At 70.5% G+C, this 14,859-nt stretch carries 17 protein-coding genes; 10 read left to right on the top strand and 7 right to left on the bottom strand.

The window, feature by feature from the left end; genetic code table 11:
• Positions 1-63: 63 nt before the first annotated feature.
• The 3 genes from CHC05_RS21805 to CHC05_RS21795 all read left to right on the top strand — a co-directional run bounded on the left by CHC05_RS21805 (position 64) and on the right by CHC05_RS21795 (position 2,807).
• Complete coding sequence (locus CHC05_RS21805) at positions 64-1,071, top strand: iron-siderophore ABC transporter substrate-binding protein (RefSeq protein WP_245871141.1); 1,008 nt, start codon at positions 64-66, stop codon at positions 1,069-1,071.
• Between the two features lie 16 nt (positions 1,072-1,087).
• The gene (locus CHC05_RS21800; protein ID WP_089251758.1) at positions 1,088-1,972 is read left to right on the top strand and encodes an arginase family protein; all 885 of its coding nucleotides are present in this window, start codon (positions 1,088-1,090) and stop codon (positions 1,970-1,972) included.
• A 196-nt stretch (positions 1,973-2,168) separates the two neighbouring features.
• A complete protein-coding gene (locus CHC05_RS21795) occupies positions 2,169-2,807 on the top strand; it encodes a DUF3159 domain-containing protein (RefSeq protein ID WP_245871140.1) in 639 nt (212 codons plus the stop codon).
• Positions 2,808-2,826: 19 nt separating this feature from the next.
• Here CHC05_RS21795 and CHC05_RS21790 read toward each other — a convergent pair whose 3' ends face one another.
• Entirely contained in the window at positions 2,827-3,495 is a 669-nt protein-coding gene (locus CHC05_RS21790; RefSeq protein WP_144022708.1) for a LysR substrate-binding domain-containing protein, read from the bottom strand.
• Positions 3,496-3,552: 57 nt separating this feature from the next.
• Here CHC05_RS21790 and CHC05_RS21785 point away from each other — a divergent pair, with 57 nt between their 5' ends.
• Positions 3,553-4,047, top strand: coding sequence for a BBE domain-containing protein (locus CHC05_RS21785; protein ID WP_144022707.1), 495 nt, complete (start codon positions 3,553-3,555; stop codon positions 4,045-4,047).
• Here the strand turns inward: CHC05_RS21785 and CHC05_RS21780 are convergent.
• The 4 genes from CHC05_RS21780 to CHC05_RS42585 all read right to left on the bottom strand — a co-directional run bounded on the left by CHC05_RS21780 (position 4,028) and on the right by CHC05_RS42585 (position 7,531).
• Positions 4,028-5,470 carry an MFS transporter gene (locus CHC05_RS21780; protein WP_089251750.1) on the bottom strand — a complete coding sequence of 481 codons (1,443 nt, stop codon included), beginning with the start codon at positions 5,468-5,470 and terminating at the stop codon, positions 4,028-4,030. The genes CHC05_RS21785 and CHC05_RS21780 overlap by 20 nt on opposite strands.
• A gap of 51 nt (positions 5,471-5,521) precedes the next feature.
• Positions 5,522-6,433 (bottom strand): CDP-alcohol phosphatidyltransferase family protein, encoded by a 912-nt coding sequence (locus CHC05_RS21775; RefSeq protein ID WP_089251748.1) that lies wholly within the window; start codon positions 6,431-6,433, stop codon positions 5,522-5,524.
• 73 nt (positions 6,434-6,506) lie between these two features.
• On the bottom strand, positions 6,507-6,830 hold the full coding sequence (locus tag CHC05_RS21770) for a hypothetical protein (protein ID WP_089251746.1): 324 nt from the start codon (positions 6,828-6,830) through the stop codon (positions 6,507-6,509).
• Positions 6,827-7,531 (bottom strand): DUF6891 domain-containing protein, encoded by a 705-nt coding sequence (locus tag CHC05_RS42585; RefSeq protein WP_144022706.1) that lies wholly within the window; start codon positions 7,529-7,531, stop codon positions 6,827-6,829. The genes CHC05_RS21770 and CHC05_RS42585 overlap by 4 nt, the downstream gene beginning before the upstream one ends.
• A gap of 114 nt (positions 7,532-7,645) precedes the next feature.
• On the opposite strand from CHC05_RS42585, the gene CHC05_RS42580 reads away from it, so the two are divergent.
• On the top strand, positions 7,646-8,224 hold the full coding sequence (locus CHC05_RS42580; RefSeq protein ID WP_245871139.1) for a carbohydrate ABC transporter permease: 579 nt from the start codon (positions 7,646-7,648) through the stop codon (positions 8,222-8,224).
• A gap of 18 nt (positions 8,225-8,242) precedes the next feature.
• On the top strand, positions 8,243-8,899 hold the full coding sequence (locus tag CHC05_RS21760; RefSeq protein ID WP_089251742.1) for a Type 1 glutamine amidotransferase-like domain-containing protein: 657 nt from the start codon (positions 8,243-8,245) through the stop codon (positions 8,897-8,899).
• On the opposite strand, the gene CHC05_RS21755 is transcribed toward CHC05_RS21760, so the two are convergent.
• Positions 8,896-9,420: a GNAT family N-acetyltransferase gene (locus CHC05_RS21755; RefSeq protein ID WP_089251740.1), complete on the bottom strand. Its 525-nt coding sequence runs from the start codon at positions 9,418-9,420 to the stop codon at positions 8,896-8,898. The two genes, CHC05_RS21760 and CHC05_RS21755, sit on opposite strands and share 4 nt — an antisense overlap.
• A gap of 13 nt (positions 9,421-9,433) precedes the next feature.
• On the bottom strand, positions 9,434-10,432 hold the full coding sequence (locus tag CHC05_RS21750; protein WP_245871138.1) for a sugar-binding transcriptional regulator: 999 nt from the start codon (positions 10,430-10,432) through the stop codon (positions 9,434-9,436).
• A gap of 127 nt (positions 10,433-10,559) precedes the next feature.
• Here CHC05_RS21750 and CHC05_RS21745 point away from each other — a divergent pair, with 127 nt between their 5' ends.
• Genes CHC05_RS21745 through CHC05_RS21730 form a run of 4 tightly spaced genes read left to right on the top strand, consistent with a single transcriptional unit; the run spans position 10,560 to position 14,811 of the window.
• The gene (locus tag CHC05_RS21745; protein ID WP_179266311.1) at positions 10,560-11,216 is read left to right on the top strand and encodes a DUF2291 family protein; all 657 of its coding nucleotides are present in this window, start codon (positions 10,560-10,562) and stop codon (positions 11,214-11,216) included.
• Complete coding sequence (locus tag CHC05_RS21740; RefSeq protein ID WP_089251736.1) at positions 11,213-12,727, top strand: sugar ABC transporter ATP-binding protein; 1,515 nt, start codon at positions 11,213-11,215, stop codon at positions 12,725-12,727. The genes CHC05_RS21745 and CHC05_RS21740 overlap by 4 nt, the downstream gene beginning before the upstream one ends.
• Complete coding sequence (locus CHC05_RS21735) at positions 12,724-13,797, top strand: ABC transporter permease (protein WP_089251734.1); 1,074 nt, start codon at positions 12,724-12,726, stop codon at positions 13,795-13,797. The genes CHC05_RS21740 and CHC05_RS21735 overlap by 4 nt, the downstream gene beginning before the upstream one ends.
• 24 nt (positions 13,798-13,821) lie before the next feature.
• Positions 13,822-14,811 carry a D-ribose ABC transporter substrate-binding protein gene (locus tag CHC05_RS21730; RefSeq protein WP_218824622.1) on the top strand — a complete coding sequence of 330 codons (990 nt, stop codon included), beginning with the start codon at positions 13,822-13,824 and terminating at the stop codon, positions 14,809-14,811.
• Positions 14,812-14,859 lie beyond the last annotated feature (48 nt).

Raw genomic sequence — 14,859 nt, 5'->3', positions numbered from 1 at the left:
GGTCGAGTCCAGCGAAGCTCCACCGGAAGGAATCCCATGCGTCTAGGTCGTCATATCGCGGCCGTGGCCAGCGTTCTCGTGCTCGCATCCAGCCTGGCCGCCTGCGGGGAGAAGACCCCAGAGGCCGCCGCACCAGGCGCCGCGAGTGGGGCGGCGTTCCCGGCCGTCATCGAGCACAAGTACGGCACGACCACCGTGCCCGCCGAGTCCAAGCGCATCGTCGTCGTCGGCCTCGTCGAACAGGACGCGCTGCTGGCCCTCGGCGTCACGCCGATCGCGACCACCGAGTGGTGGGGCGAGCATCCGGGCGCGCTCTGGCCATGGGCCAAGGAGAAGCTCGGCAGCAACCCGGTGCCCCAGGTCCTCAAGCCGACCGACGGCATCGAGATCGAGAAGGTGCTCGCCCTCAACCCCGACCTCGTCCTCGGCTCCTACTCCGGCATGACCAAGGAGGAGTACGACAAGCTGTCGGCGCGGGTCCCCACGATCGCGCAGCCCAAGGGTGTCATCGACTACGGCGTGAGCTGGCAGGACGTCACCCGCATCGTCGGCACCGCGGTCGGCAAGAAGGCCGAGGCGGAGAAGCTCGTCTCCGACGTCGAAGGACAGTTCGCGGCCGCCCGCCAGGCGCACCCCGAGTTCGCCGGCAAGGTCGCCGCGGTGGTCACCTACTACCAGGGCATCTACGTGTACGGGTCGCAGGACGCCCGCGGCCGCTTCCTCACGGACCTCGGCTTCAAGCTGCCCGACGGCCTGGACGCGCTGACCGGCACCGAGTTCGGCGTCACGCTCAGCCCCGAGAAGACCAACCTGGTCGACACCGACGTGCTCGTCTGGCTGATCGACGACTACGCGAAGGACAAGGCGAGCGTCCAGGCGAACCCGTTGTACGCGCCGCTGCGCGTCAAGAAGGAAGCGCGCGACGTGTTCCTGGAGAACAACGAGACCCTGGGCGCCGCCACGTCGTTCGTCACCCCGCTGTCGCTGCCGTACCTGCTCGACAACCTGGTGCCCCAGATGGCCACGGCCATCGACGGCAACCCCGCGACCGAGGTCAAGCGCGCGGCCTGACCCGTACGCTCGGGCCATGAGTGGCTGGTTTCTCCTCGGCGCGCCCTGGGACTGTTCCGGGACGGGCCGAGGAGAGGCCGCGGCGCCGTCCGCACTGCGGGTCGCCGGCCTGGCCGAGCTGGTCGACGTCGACCTCGGTGACGCGGCCACCCACATCTCGACCGAAGACCGTGACCCGGTCACGGGGGTACGCGCGTTGGGCGACACCGTCGCGGCGGCGCGTGCCCTGGCGTCGTCGTTGGCGGCCGGCCTGCGCGATCATCCGGGCCTGCGGCCCCTGGTGGTCGGCGGTGACTGCACTCTCCTGCTCGGCGCCTTCGCCCACCTGCGCGCGGCCGTGGGCGAGGTCGGGCTCTGGTACGTCGACGGCCACCCCGACTTCGCCGACGGGAGCAGCTCGGACACCGGCGAGACCGCCGACCTCGACCTCGCCGTGCTGACCGGGGACGGTCCCCCGGATCTCGTCGGCCTCGGCGGAACGGTGCCGATGGTCGCGGCCCGGCACGTCGCGTTGATCGGGCACCGGACCGCGGACCTCGATCCGGAGTCGGCGGCGGAGCTGGCCCGCGTGCCCGGCGACGTGTTCGCCGTCGACGCGCCCGCCGTGCTCCGGGACCCGGCCGGAGCCGGTCGCGCCGCCGCCGCGTGGGGCGAGGGGCTCGGGCTATCGATGTGGCTGCACATCGACCTGGACGTGCTCGACCAGGCGGTTCTGCCCGCGGTGACCTATCCGCAGGCCGGCGGCCCGGATTTCGATCAGCTCGCCGCTGCCCTGGCGCCACTCGCAGTGTCGGACAGATTGCTAGGAGTGAGCGTCGCCGACTTCCGTCCGGACCTCGACGGTGACGGTGGACACGCGGCCAGGCTCGTCAACCTTCTCGATTCGGTCCTTAAGGGCTGAACGACCCCACAAGCTTTGTCCGGATATATCGGTGTAAGCGCGATGCGCGAGGGATTCGCGGCTTTCCTGGGGATGCGTACTCAGGTAGGCCCGCTACGGTGTGTAACTCGGTCCGCTGAATCCCCTCGGGAGTCACACCATCAGCATCGACGCAGGTCCTCACGTCATCGAACTTGGCGCGATCAAGCCAGCCCTGGTGCGCGCCGCCCGCCTCTTCGCCGAGACGGTGCTCGTTCCGACCGGCCTCCTGTACATCCTGCTGCACACCGCGGGCCTGCTGCCCGCGCTGCTGGCGGTGATCGGGTGGTCCGTGATCACCGTGACCATCCGCTGGGTCTCCGGCCGCCACCTGCCGGGCACGCTGCTGGTCTGCTCCGGCGCCATGATCGCCCGGGCCAGCGTCGCGCTGGCGCTGTCCAGCGCGCTGGTCTACTTCGTACAACCGGTGATCGCCTCGGTCTTCATGGCCGCCCTGTTCCTCGGCAGCGCACTGCTCGGCAGACCGATCACCAAGAGACTGGCCCGCGACTTCGTCGCGCTGCCGGCGCACCTGCGCCACCACCCGGGCCTGCACAAGGTCTTCGTGCAGACCGCCGCCCTGTGGGGCATCGGCCGGCTCGTCGACGCCGGCATGAGCCTGGGCTTCCTGCACCTGGGCCTGGACGCGGCCGTCCTGTCCCGCGGCGTGTTCAGCGGCATCCTCACCGCGGTGATGGTCGTCGTCTGCGCCGGCTGGGGCATCCGGGCGCTGCGCCGCATGCCGGACGTCTCGTTCCGGATCGGCCTGCCCAAGCCGGCCGCCACCGCCCCGGCCCCGGCACTCGCCGCCGCCTAGCCCAAGGCAACCCGCCCGCCTAGGTCGCAGTCGCGTCGCCCGCCGCGGCCAGGATCGCGTGGACGAGCGCCGCTGTCACCGGTGACGGCGACCTGTCGGCCGGGGTGGCGAGCGCGACCGACAGGTCCAGGTCCACGCCGGTCACGTCGACCACGGCGGTCTCCGGAGTCTCGCTCCCCTCCCGGGGCAGGAACGCGACGCCCAGGTTGTTGCGGACCAACGCCAGCGCACTCGCCTGGTCGGCCGCCTCGAACGGGACGTCGCGGACGACGCCCGCCAGGGCGAACGCGCGGTCGACCAACGTGCGGATGCCCCAGCCCACGGGGAAGTCGACGAACGTCTCGTGCGCCAGGTCGGCGAGGGTGACCGACGTGGCGCCGGCCAGTGGGTTGTGGCCTGAGCAGACCAGGCAGCACCTGACCGACCCGAGCGGGAACAGGCGGATGCCGGCCGGCCGCTCGATCGTGCCGACCAGGGCGAGGTCGAGGCCGCCACCCACCACCTCGACCAGTTGCGCCGTCGACCCGCCCGTCGCGCCCCGCAGCCGGATGACCACCTGCGGATGGCTCTCGTGGAACCGGCCCAGGATCGCCGGCAGGTCGACGTGCGGCAGCCCCTGCGTGCCCAACCGCGCGCCGATCAACGCGGGACAGCCCATCCGGACCGTCCCTCGCAGGCCGCCGCGCACCTGGGCGACGGTGTCCCGAGCGCGACGGCACCCACCCTGGTCGACACGGTGGCCGAGATGCCGTTCACCGGCATCCCCGCGATCCACGCGGATCCGGTCGACCCACTGCCCGGCTACGAGGCCACGGCGCTGCTGCGCGATTTCCCGGCGGAGACGGCCGAGGCGCTGATCGCCGCGGCCGGGCCCGACGCGGACACGCCGGCGCTGGTCGTCGAGGTCCGCCAGCTCGGCGGCGCGCTGGGCCGGGAGCCCGCGGTGGCCAACGCCGTCGGCAGTCGGGACGCCGGCTTCCAGTTCCTGGCCGGCGCGGCCGCCGACCCGGGCGCCGAGGAACAGCTCCACCGGCCGCTGACCGGCCTCCTCGACGCCCTGTCGCCGTGGGCCACGGGACGCGCGATGGCCAACTTCATGCGCACCTACGACGCGACACCGGACGGGGCACGCCGGGCGTACGACCCGGAGACCTACACCCGACTGGTCCGGGTCAAGCACGCCTACGACCCGGACAACCTGTTCCGGCCGAGCCTCAACATCACCCCGGCTCCGCTCTGACGGTCACCCCGCGCGGGCAGGGAGCCTCCGCGCGGGTACGGGGATCGGGGCGAAGGTTCAGCGCGAGCAGCCCGGTGACCCCGATCCCACCCGCGATCGCGAACACCGCCGTGCGCAGACCGGCGGCGGTCTCCAGGCGCAGCGACTCACCCGCGAGCCCTTCGGTGCCGGCGGCGGCCACCAGCACCAGCAGCGCGAGGCCGACCGCGGCGCCGATCGACGTGCTGGTCGAGGCGATACCGGAGGCAACGCCCTGCTCCCGGTCGGCGACCCCGGTGCCGGCCGCGATGAAGATCATCGTGAAGGCGATCCCGTCGCCGACGCTGGTCAGCACCAGACCCGGGATCAAGATGGGGTACGCCGCGTCGGACGACATGGCCAGGCCCAGGGCGACCGCACCGACGGTGCCGACCGCCAGCGCGACGACCAGCGTGGGCCGCAGCCCCCACCGGGTCGCGACCCGCCCGGCGAACGTCGAGCCGGCGACCACCACGGCGGTCGGGACCAGGAAGGCGACGCCGGTGCCCAGTGCGTCGTACCCGCGTACCTCCTGGAAATAGAGGGTCAGGAAGTAGAGCACCGAGCCGAACGTCGCCCAGAACATGAAGGCCATCGCCGCCGCCGTGACGAGGTTGCGGTTGGCCAGCAACCGCGGCGGCACGAGCGGGTCGCTGCCGCGGCGCTCGAGCAGCACGAACACGGTCAGGGCCAGCACGGCACCGACCGCGCTCGCGATGACGCCGGGCGAGACCCAGCCGAGGTTGGGCCCCTGCACGAGGGCGAAGACGAGCAGGGTGATGCCGAGCGCGGCGGTCAGCGCACCCGGCAGGTCGAACCTGCGCCCGTGCTCGCGCTCGCCGTCGGCGGGGACGAGCACGAACGTCAGGATCAGCGCGAGCGCCGCGAGCGGGACGTTGACATAGAAGACCGCCTCCCAGCCGAACGCCTGGGTGAGCAGACCGCCCAGGAGCACGCCGACGACGAGGCCGGCGGCGCCGGTGCCGCCCCAGACGGCGACGGCGCGGTTACGTCGCGGGCCTTCGGGAAAGGTCGTGTTGATCAGTGCGAGGGTCGCCGGGAAGACCAGCGCTCCGCCGAGACCCTGCACCGCGCGGCCGACCAGCAGCAGGCCCGGCCCGGTCGCCAGCCCACCGACCAACGAGCCGGCGCCGTAGAGGACGAGTCCCGTGACCAGCACCCGCCGGCGGCCGAGCAGATCCGATGCCCGGCCGCCGAGCAGCAGGAAGCCCGCCGACGCCACCGCGTACGCGCTGATCACCGCTTGCAGGGTCTGTGCCGAGTAACCCAGCGCCCGCCCGATCTCGGGCAGCGCCACGACCACGATGTACTGGTCGAGCGAGACGATCAGCATCGCGAACGCGAGCAACGCCAGGATCGCGCGCTGGGCACCGGCGTGCGGCATTAGTGGACTCCCTGGTCGGGTGGCGGCGTGTCACCAGACCAACGATCGTTGTCAGCTTCGCGCGGCGACCGGTTCCGCCTCGGGGGTGCGCTGGGCCGGGATCGCGCCGTTGCCGGCGGCGGCCAGCTGGCGGGCCACCGCGGTCGTGCCCTGGTAGAGCATGTAGATCAGGGCCAGCTCGAACAGCACCATCAGGGCGCCGGCGACGACGGTGACCGGCACGATCGCGCCCACGAGCGGCGCGATGATGAAGACGGCCATCTGGAACTCGATGCCGCCGACCAGGTGCGGCCGGATGCGGCTGCGGCGCAGGGCAACCCGCATCCGGTGGAACAGGCCCAACCCGACCGTCGAGCTGTCGACCATGGCGAGCATCGACACGCGGTCGGGGTTGCCGTCGGTCTCGGCCTCCGGGCCGGTCGGCAGGTGCTTGGCCGCGAGGCCGGCCTCCACGAGCTGGGTCTTCAGCTCCCGGTTGACCTTGGCGTTCTCCAGGGCGTTGAGGTAGCGGAACATGTCGAGGAAGACCACGACGCCGCCGAGGACCAGGTAGACGATGCTCTTCGTGGCCGCGTACTGCCCGCCCATCAGGCCGATCGTGCAGGCCACGATCCGCAGGCGGTCGAAGACGTAGTCCAGCCACGCGCCGAACACCGAACCCGTGCCGTTGAGGCGCGCGATCTTGCCGTCGATGCAGTCGATGACGAAGCTGACGTGGTACGCCAGCGCGCCCGCGACCAGCCACCAGTTGTTCTCCCGGACGCCGCCGAGGGCGAAGAACGCGGCGGCGGTCAAGCCGACCAGGAAGCCGAGCAGCGTGATCCGGTTGGGGGTGAACCAGCGGTAGGGCGCGATCCAGCGGGTCAGCCGGCTGGCCAGCGGGTCGACGAGCAGGACCGTCCACCACGAGTCCCGCTTCTTGTACGTGCGCTCCCGCACCTCTGCGAGCGCAATGCGTTCCACGACTCACTCCCCTGTATCTAGCTACCGAGGCGTGAGACCTTACCGTGAACGGCAGGTTGATTTGAAGTGGCCGTCAGCCGATCTCCAGGCGCGCGATCAACCCCTCGCGCACGGTGAGCACCAGGTCGCCGGTGCCGTTGAAACGCCGGCTCTTCGCCCGGATCGTGACCACGTAGGTGTCGACGCCGCTGGCTTTCCACCCCAGCAGGTCGAAGTGCATGCCGACGCCGATGTTGTCGGTGCGGTCCCAGTCGGCGACGCCCGCGTGGCCGGTGAACTCCCGGCTGCCGTCGCGGACGTAGGCGTCGTCGGTGAACGCGGCGACGAACGCCGCACTGTCAGCGGCGTTCGTCGTGTCGATGAGCGCGCTGATCGCGGCCGGCGGCTGCTCGGTCATGCGGTCTCCCCTGTCTCGTCGTCGTCTGCCTCCAGGGTCGCGTACCATTGGGCGCCCGTGACGCGAATTCGCCTGGACTGGTTGCGGTTCCAGTCGACCCGCATGCCATGTTTGAGCAGAACCGGGAAGGCGATCTCGTCCAGCACGCGCTCCAGGTCGGCCTGGTAGCCCGCGCGCTTCTCGTCCTCCGACAGGGCCTCGTACGCGGCTTCGTCGAAGTCCTCGGGCGGGTAGACGCCGTAGCCGAGGTAGACCTCGCCGTCCGCGCTGGCGAGCAGGGACTCGGTGTCCTGCTGGTGGTACCACAGATAGCCGTGCCAGTGGCGGGAATCGTCGCGCTCGTCGTGAATCTCCGCGGAGGCGCAGGTGCCGCAGCAGCTGAAGTTCTCGCGGGCCAGGATGCCGAGGTCGTTGAGCTCCTCGAAGGCCCGGTTCAGGTTGCTTGCCACGTCGCCGAAGCCACGCTGCTGCTCGATCCGGGCGGCGACCGCCTTCGCGTACGCGGAAGAAAGCTCCTCGTCGGTGGCGCCGTGCCGCTCCTCCTCGTCGTCCTTGTAGTCGACGAAGTCGCTGCCGTCATCCTCGCCGCGAACGACCCAGTCCCAGATCTCGTCCTCGATCTCGCTGCGGCCCGGCTCGGTGATCCGGTCGGTCAGGAACCTGACGTCCGTCGGACGCTCGTTGTAGACCCATGCGCTCACGGAGGAATCCTCACACGACCGACAGAGCCGATCGCCACTGCCTCATCCTTCGGGAACTTCGCCACCACGTACCGCAACAGCGCGATCCTGCTGGCGCTCAAGGTGCCGGTCGGCGTGCTGCTGTCGGCGATGTTGGCGTACGCGCTGTCGAAGCTGCGGATCCGCTTCCGCCGCACGCTGATGTTCGCGGTGTTCCTCGGCCTGACGATCCCGATCTACATCACCATCGTGCCGGTGTTCATCATGCTGCGCGGCTTCGGGCTCACGGACAACCTGCTCGGGCTCGTCGGCCCGTACCTGGCGTTCGGCATCCCGTTCACGGTGCTGGTCCTGCAGTCGTTCTTTTGGCAGGTGCCCGACGAGCTGATCGAGGCGGCGAAGATCGACGGAGCCGGCGAGTGGCGGGTGTTCTTCACGCTGATCCTGCCTCTGTCGCTGCCGGCCCTGGTGACGGTGGCGATCCTGGACGCGGTGGCGACGTGGAACGAGTTCCTGTTCGCCCTGATCGTGCTCAACTCGGACGCCAGCAAGACGATCCCGGTCGGGTTGCTCAACTTCCAGGGCCAGTTCGCCAACAACAACACGGGCCTGGCAGCCGGCATCCTGATCGCGGTGGTCCCGATCCTCGTCGCGTACGTCATCCTGCAACGCTGGATCGTCGGCGGCCTGACGGCGGGCGCGACCAAGGGCTAACCGATGTTAGGTTGCCGCATGCGATTCTTGCTCTGCTCCTCCGGCGTCAACAACCCTTCGATCGAGGCGGCGCTGGTCGACCTGCTGGGCAAACCGATCGCCGAGTCCAACGCGCTCTGCATCCCGACGGCGGGCTATTTCTACGATCCGGCCGGGCCGTTCAACTTCGTCACCGGACGGTCCGACGCGCGCCTGGTCGGCCTGGGGTGGAAGTCCGTCGGGGTGCTGGAGCTCAGCGTGCTGCCCAGCATCGACCGGGAACAGTGGGTGCAGTGGGTCCGGGAGGCCGACGTCCTGCTGGTCAACGGCGGCAAGAGCTTGTTCCTGCGCCACTGGATGCGGGAGTCCGGGCTGGCGGACCTGCTGCCGTCATTGCCCGAGTTGGTGTGGGTGGGATCCAGCGCCGGGAGCCTGGTGCTGACCCCGCGGGTCGGGCGGCATTTCGTCGAATCGCCGTCCGACGACGACCGCATGCTCGGGATGGTCGACTTCTCGATCTTCCCGCACCTGGACCAACCGGACACCCCGTGGTTCACCATGGCCGCGGCCGAGGGCTGGGCGGAAGACATCGCGGGTCCGGCGTACGCGATCGACGACAACACGGCCATCAAGGTGAGCGACGGCACCGTGGAGGTCGTCTCCGAGGGGTCCTGGAAGCTCTTCAACCCCGCCTAGTCGACCAGGTCCATGGCGTAGACCCGGACCGGGCGCCCGCCCCTGGGCTCGATCGTCTCGCGTTCGAGGTGCATGCCGATCTTGATCATCACGTTGGCCGAGGCGTCGTTGCCCACCTGATGGATGCTGACCAGGCGTTTGAGGCCTACTTCGTCGCGGGCGTGCCGGACGACGGCCCGGGCCGCCTCGGTGGCCAGGCCCTGTCCCCAGTGCTGCCGGCCCAGCCGCCACCCGATTTCGACGGCCGGCATGATCTCCGGAAGGAAGGTCGGAACCGCCAGGCCCGTGAACCCGGCCAACTCGCCGGTCTGCCGCACGACGAGGGCGTAGAGCCCGAACCCGTGTTCCTCCCAGTGTCGCCGGAACGCGGCCAGGTGCTCGGCGGTGGTTTCCCTGTCCAGCACGCTGCCGTCGCGGATCCAGCGCATCACCTCGGGCTGGGCGCAAACGGCGGCGAAGGCGTCGAGGTCGTCGTCCTGCCACCGGCGCAGCAGGATCCGGGGCGTAACCAGGCTGTCCATCCCAAGATCGTAGCTAGTCGGCGACCAGGTCCAGCGCGGTGGCGTGGTCGGTGATCAGGACGTTGAGCCAGCCGCCGCTGAGGGCCGCGCGGATCGCGCGCCACTTACGCTCTCCGCCGGCCACCCCGACGCGGCGCGGGACCTTCTTGAGGGTCTCGGCGCTGATGCCCAGCACGCGATCGTCCAAAGGGGACGCGACGTGCTGGCCGTGCTCGTCGAAGAAGCGCATGCAGACGTCGCCGATCGCGCCGACCTCGCGCAGGCGCTGCTCCTCCTCCGCGGCGATCGCGTTGCCGCTCTGGCGCAGGAGCTTCGACGGCGCCAGGCTGCCGACGCCGACCAGCGCGACCGTCAGGTCCTGCCAGGCCTCGATCACCGACGCGATGCTCGGCTCGTGGACCAGGGCGTCGCGCATCGCCGGCGTGGCGACCAGGCCCGGCGCCACCAGGTAGACGGCCTCGGCACGGGTGTTGCGGGCCAGGCCGCCGGTCAGTCGGGTTGCCGCACTCTGGGCCGCGCTGGTGCCGACACCGCCGAGAATCTGCACCACGCGTTCCGCCGACAGGCTCGGGGTCGGGTGCATCGCGTCGACCGTGGCCAGCAGGGTGCCGCTCCACGACGAGATGCCGACGCGGTCGTTGCGGATCAGCGTGGTCTCCAGATAAACCGCCGCCGCGGACGCGATCGCCTGGGTGACCGCGGACTCCTCGGTCTGGCCGTCGGTGTCGGCGATGACCACCTCGGTCAGGCCGTAGCGCTGCTCGACCGCCTCCTCGAGCTCCGCGTGCACGCCGCGCGGGGTGATCACCACGGTGCGGACGATGCCCAGGGCCACCGCCTGCTTGAGCAGGCGCGAGACGCGCGGCTGGGAGATGTGCAGTTGCTCGGCGATCTGGGGCTGGCGCAGGCCGCGCTCGTGATACATCCGGGCCACTTTGGTCAGTAGCCGGGTGTGTTCGTCGGCGACGCCGTAGGGCTCCACGCCGGCGTTCGCGTCGAACTTCGGGCTCACGAGGGCCTCCTGATGTGGTCAACGAAGCGTAGCCGCTCGACCGCGCCTGCGATGTCACCCGTTGACAAGCGCGACATCCAGCGTTCACAGTATCTGCATGGCCAATCGCCAATGAATGGATATTCAGATGCTAACTCTTCGCCGTTGCGCCGCCGTCGCGGGGCTGGTGCTCGCGCTGGCGCTGGCAGCCTGCGCCAAGGTCCCCGGGATCTACGTCTACGAACGTGACGGCGCGGCCGCCACGGCCGCGCCGGCCGACGCGAAGAGCTACGTGGCCGACGCCTGGTCCGCCCGGATCGTGCCGACGGTCCACGAGAAGGCGGTCGACATCGTGACGGTGGCCGCCGCGCTCGAGCAGGACCCGGCCGCCGCCGGCAAGCAGTACGGACACCAGGCCGGCAGCGGCAGCCCGTACGCCTTCATGGTCATGGGCACCGGCACGGTCACCAAGGTCGACACCTCGGTGCCCACCGGGCCGATGACCGTGGAGGTCGCGCGGCCCGGCGGCAAGCCGCTGACGCTGACGATCGCGACCGGCCCGGTCATCGCCGGCACCGCGGTCCGCGACGGCGTCGGCTTCATCGCGTTCGGGGACTTCACCAACCAAATCGAGTACGCCGAGGTGGCGAACGAGATCAACAGCAAGGTGAAGACAGAGGTGATCGCCAAGCTCGACCTGGCCGCGGTGACCGGCAAGGAGGTCACCTTCTACGGCGCCTTCGCCGCCCTGCCCGGAGCGCCGTCGATCCTGCTGGTGCCGACCGAGCTCGCGGTGGCCTCATGACCTCCGATGAAGTCCTGGTCGCGCGCGGGGTGAGCAAGAGCTACGGCGGGGTGCGGGCGCTCAAGGACGTCACCTTCACCGCGTACCGGGGGAAGGTCAATGTCCTGGTCGGTGAGAACGGCGCCGGCAAGTCGACGCTGATGAAGATCCTGTCCGGCTCGGAGCAGCCGACCGCCGGCGAGATCCTGCTCGACGGCGAGCCGGTCAAGCTGGCCAGCCCCCGGGACGCGATGGCGCGCGGCATCGGCATCATCCACCAGGAGCTGAGCCTGTTCCCCAACCTGTCGATCGCGGAGAACATCTTCGCGGGGCGGGAGCTGCGCCGGGCGCGGCGGTTCGTCGACGGCGGCGAGCAGCGCCGGCGCACCCGAGAGGTCCTGCGCAGGCTGGGCCAGGACCTCGACCCGGACACCCTCGTCGGCGACCTGCCGATCGGCCAGCAGCAGCTCGTCGAGATCGGCCGGGCGCTGCTGGAGGACGTCCGCGTGCTGATCATGGACGAGCCGACGTCGGCACTGTCCAGCCACGAGGTGGACGTGCTCTTCGACGTGATGGGTGACCTGCGCGCGCAGGACGTCACGGTCATCTACATCTCGCACAAGCTCGACGAGTTCCGGCGCATCGGCGACTGGGTCACGGTGTTCCGCGACGGCGGGTTGGTCGCGCACGAGTCGATGAGCCGCACCGACACCGGCTGGATCGTCCGGCAGATGGTGGGCCGCGACCCCGACACGCTCTACACCCGCAACACCTCGCCGACGGGCGACGTGCTGCTCGACGTCCGGAACCTCACGGTGCCCGGACCGACGAGAGCGCTGGTCGACGACGTGTCGCTGACCGTGCGGGCCGGCGAGGTGGTCGGCGTTTACGGCCTCATGGGCGCCGGGCGCACCGAGCTCGTCGAGTGCCTGATGGGCCTGCGGCGGGCCAGTACCGGCGAGGTCCGTGTCCGCGGCACCCTCGAACCCAAGGCGACAGTGCGGGCGCGCCTGAAAGCCGGGCTGGCGCTGGTGCCCGAGGACCGCCAGCGCGACGGCCTGGTGCAGACCATGTCGGTGCGCGACAACATCCTGCTGGCCACCATCGGCCGGCTGACGAAGGCCGGACTGCTGCGCGGCGGCGCCGAGCAACGCACCGCCGCGGCCAAGGTCGCCGAGCTGGCGATCAAGATGCCGGGGCTGGCCGCCACCGTCACCGCGCTCTCGGGCGGCAACCAGCAGAAGGTGGTCCTCGCCCGGGCGTTGCTGACCGAGCCCGTCGTGCTGCTGCTCGACGAGCCGACCCGCGGCATCGACGTCGGCGCCAAGGGCCAGATCGCCACCCTGATGGCCGAGCTCGCCGCCGCCGGCTTCGGCGTCCTGTTCATCTCCTCCGAGCTCGCCGAGGTCATCGCCATGGCGGACCGGGTGCTGGTGATGGCCCGCGGCCGCGTCACCGCCGAGTTCACCGCCGCGAACGTCACCGAGGAGGCCCTGGTCACGGCCTCCGCGTCCGAGGGAGTCATGGCATGACCGACACCACAGTCGCGCCGCCCGCACCGGCGCCGGCCGAGGCGCCGCCGGGCAACCAGGCCCTGGCGAAGGCCGCGCTCCTGCTGCTGCGCGGGCGCACGCTGGTGGTCCTCGTCGTGCTGGTCGCGTTCTTCAGCGCGATCTCCCCCGAGTACCTGACGCAGAGCAACCTGATCCTGATGACCAAGCACGTGGCCATCAACGCGATCCTCGCCATCGGCGTCACGTTCGTGATCCTGACCGGCGGCATCGACCTGTCGGTGGGCTCGATCGCCGGCCTGGCCAGCATGGTCTCCGGCGGGTTGCTGTTCACCGGCCTGGCCCTACCGGGCGGCACCGTCTTCTTCTCGGTGGCCGTGGTCATCCTCATCGGCATCGTGGTCGGCGCCCTGGTCGGCGCGGTCAACGGCCTGCTGGTCACCCGGTTCAAGGTGGCGCCGTTCATCGCCACGCTCGGCATGCTCTACGTCGCCCGCGGCGTCGCGCAGCTGCGCAGCGACGGCGGCACGTTCCCCGACCTCGCGGGCACGCCCGAGCGCGGCAACCAGGGCTTCCACGTCATCGGCGTCGACAGCCTGCTCGGCATCCCGGTCGCTGTCTGGATCATGGCGGCGGTGGCCGCCGCGGCGATCGTCGTCACCACGCGCACGCCGTTCGGCCGCCGGGTCTACGCGGTCGGCGGCAACGAGCGGGCGGCGGTGCTCTCGGGCATCAGGGTCAACCGCGTCAAGATCGCCGTGTACGTCATCTCGGGTGCCTGCGCGGCGCTGGCGGGCCTGCTGCTCACCTCGGAGCTCGGCGCGGCGTACCCGGACACCGCGACCACGTACGAGCTCAACGCCATCGCCGCCGCCGTGCTCGGCGGCACGGCCCTGGCCGGCGGTCGCGGCACCATCATCGGCACCGTCATGGGCGCCTTCGTCATCGGCTTCCTCAGCGACGGCCTCGTCCTCGTCGGCGTCTCCACCTTCTGGCAGTCGGTGGTCAAGGGCGCCGTGATCGTCTTCGCCGTCATCACCGAGCAGGCGCAGCAACGGCTGCAGTCCGGGCTCGCGAAACGTACCGCCTGACCCCCCTCGCGAAAGGACACACCCATGAGAAAGCTATCGGGCATCCTGCTGCCGATCGGCATGGCGGCTGTGCTCGCCGTGGCCGCGTGTGGCTCCGACTCCGGTTCTGGCACGGGCGATGCGGCGTCGCCGTCCGCCGGCGCGGGCGGGTCGAAGCTGATGGTGATCATCACGCCGTCGCCGGACAACGTGTTCTTCAAGGCCGAGCAGGACGCGGCGGCCGCCCAGGCCAAGAAGCTCGGCTACGAGACGCTGGTGCTCAGCCACGACGACGACCCGACCAAGCAGAGCCAGGAGATCGACACCGCGATCTCCCGCAAGGCCGCCGCGATCATCCTGGACAACGCGGGCGCCGACTCCTCGGTGGCCGCCATCCAGCGGGCGAAGGACGCCGGCATCCCGACGTTCCTGATCGACCGTGAGATCAACAAGACCGGCGTCGCGGTCGCCCAGATCGTCTCCAACAACGCGCAGGGCGCCGGACTCGGCGGCCAGGAGTTCGCGAAGCTGATGGGCGGCAAGGGCGAGTACGCCGAGCTGACCGGCAAGGCCACCGACACCAACGCGGGCGTCCGATCGCAGGGCTACCACGGCGTGCTCGACCAGTACCCGGACCTGAAGATGGTCGCGCAGCAGAGCGCCAACTGGGACCAGGCCGAGGCGCTGACCAAGACGCAGACGATCCTGCAGGCGCATCCGAACATCAAGGGCATCATCGCCGGCAACGACACGATGGCGCTGGGCGCGTACGCGGCCGTGCAGGCGGCGGGCAAGAAGATCATCGTGGTCGGCTTCGACGGCAGCCCCGACGTCGTCTCCTCGATCCTCAAGGACGGCATCAAGGCGACCGTGCTCCAGCCGGCCAGCCAGATCTCCGAGATGGCCGTCGACCAGGCCGACGCGTACATCAAGAGCGGCAAGGCCAGCCAGCCGGAGAAGCAGTCGGTGGACTGCGTGCTGGTGAACCCCGACAACGCCAAGTCGGTCACGGACTTCGCCGTCGCGGGTTCCTGACCGCCGCGCGGGCGGGCCGTCCGACGCGGCCCGCCCGCGACAGTCAAC

The sequence above is a fragment of the Asanoa hainanensis genome (assembly GCF_900188485.1).
Taxonomy (GTDB): domain Bacteria; phylum Actinomycetota; class Actinomycetes; order Mycobacteriales; family Micromonosporaceae; genus Asanoa; species Asanoa hainanensis.
This window is presented reverse-complemented; position numbering and strand designations above follow the sequence as displayed.

Excerpts from the sequence above, each read along its gene's own strand:
- CHC05_RS21770 (WP_089251746.1), bottom strand. The coding sequence starts at position 6,830 with ATGACCGAGCAGCCGCCGGCCGCGATCAGCGCGCTCATCGACACGACG.
- CHC05_RS21745 (WP_179266311.1), top strand. The coding sequence starts at position 10,560 with ATGCTAACTCTTCGCCGTTGCGCCGCCGTCGCGGGGCTGGTGCTCGCG.
- CHC05_RS21740 (WP_089251736.1), top strand. The coding sequence starts at position 11,213 with ATGACCTCCGATGAAGTCCTGGTCGCGCGCGGGGTGAGCAAGAGCTAC.
- CHC05_RS21780 (WP_089251750.1), bottom strand. The coding sequence starts at position 5,470 with ATGCCGCACGCCGGTGCCCAGCGCGCGATCCTGGCGTTGCTCGCGTTC.
- CHC05_RS21760 (WP_089251742.1), top strand. The coding sequence starts at position 8,243 with ATGCGATTCTTGCTCTGCTCCTCCGGCGTCAACAACCCTTCGATCGAG.
- CHC05_RS21800 (WP_089251758.1), top strand. The coding sequence starts at position 1,088 with ATGAGTGGCTGGTTTCTCCTCGGCGCGCCCTGGGACTGTTCCGGGACG.
- CHC05_RS21730 (WP_218824622.1), top strand. The coding sequence starts at position 13,822 with ATGAGAAAGCTATCGGGCATCCTGCTGCCGATCGGCATGGCGGCTGTG.
- CHC05_RS21735 (WP_089251734.1), top strand. The coding sequence starts at position 12,724 with ATGACCGACACCACAGTCGCGCCGCCCGCACCGGCGCCGGCCGAGGCG.
- CHC05_RS21755 (WP_089251740.1), bottom strand. The coding sequence starts at position 9,420 with ATGGACAGCCTGGTTACGCCCCGGATCCTGCTGCGCCGGTGGCAGGAC.
- CHC05_RS21785 (WP_144022707.1), top strand. The coding sequence starts at position 3,553 with ATGCCGTTCACCGGCATCCCCGCGATCCACGCGGATCCGGTCGACCCA.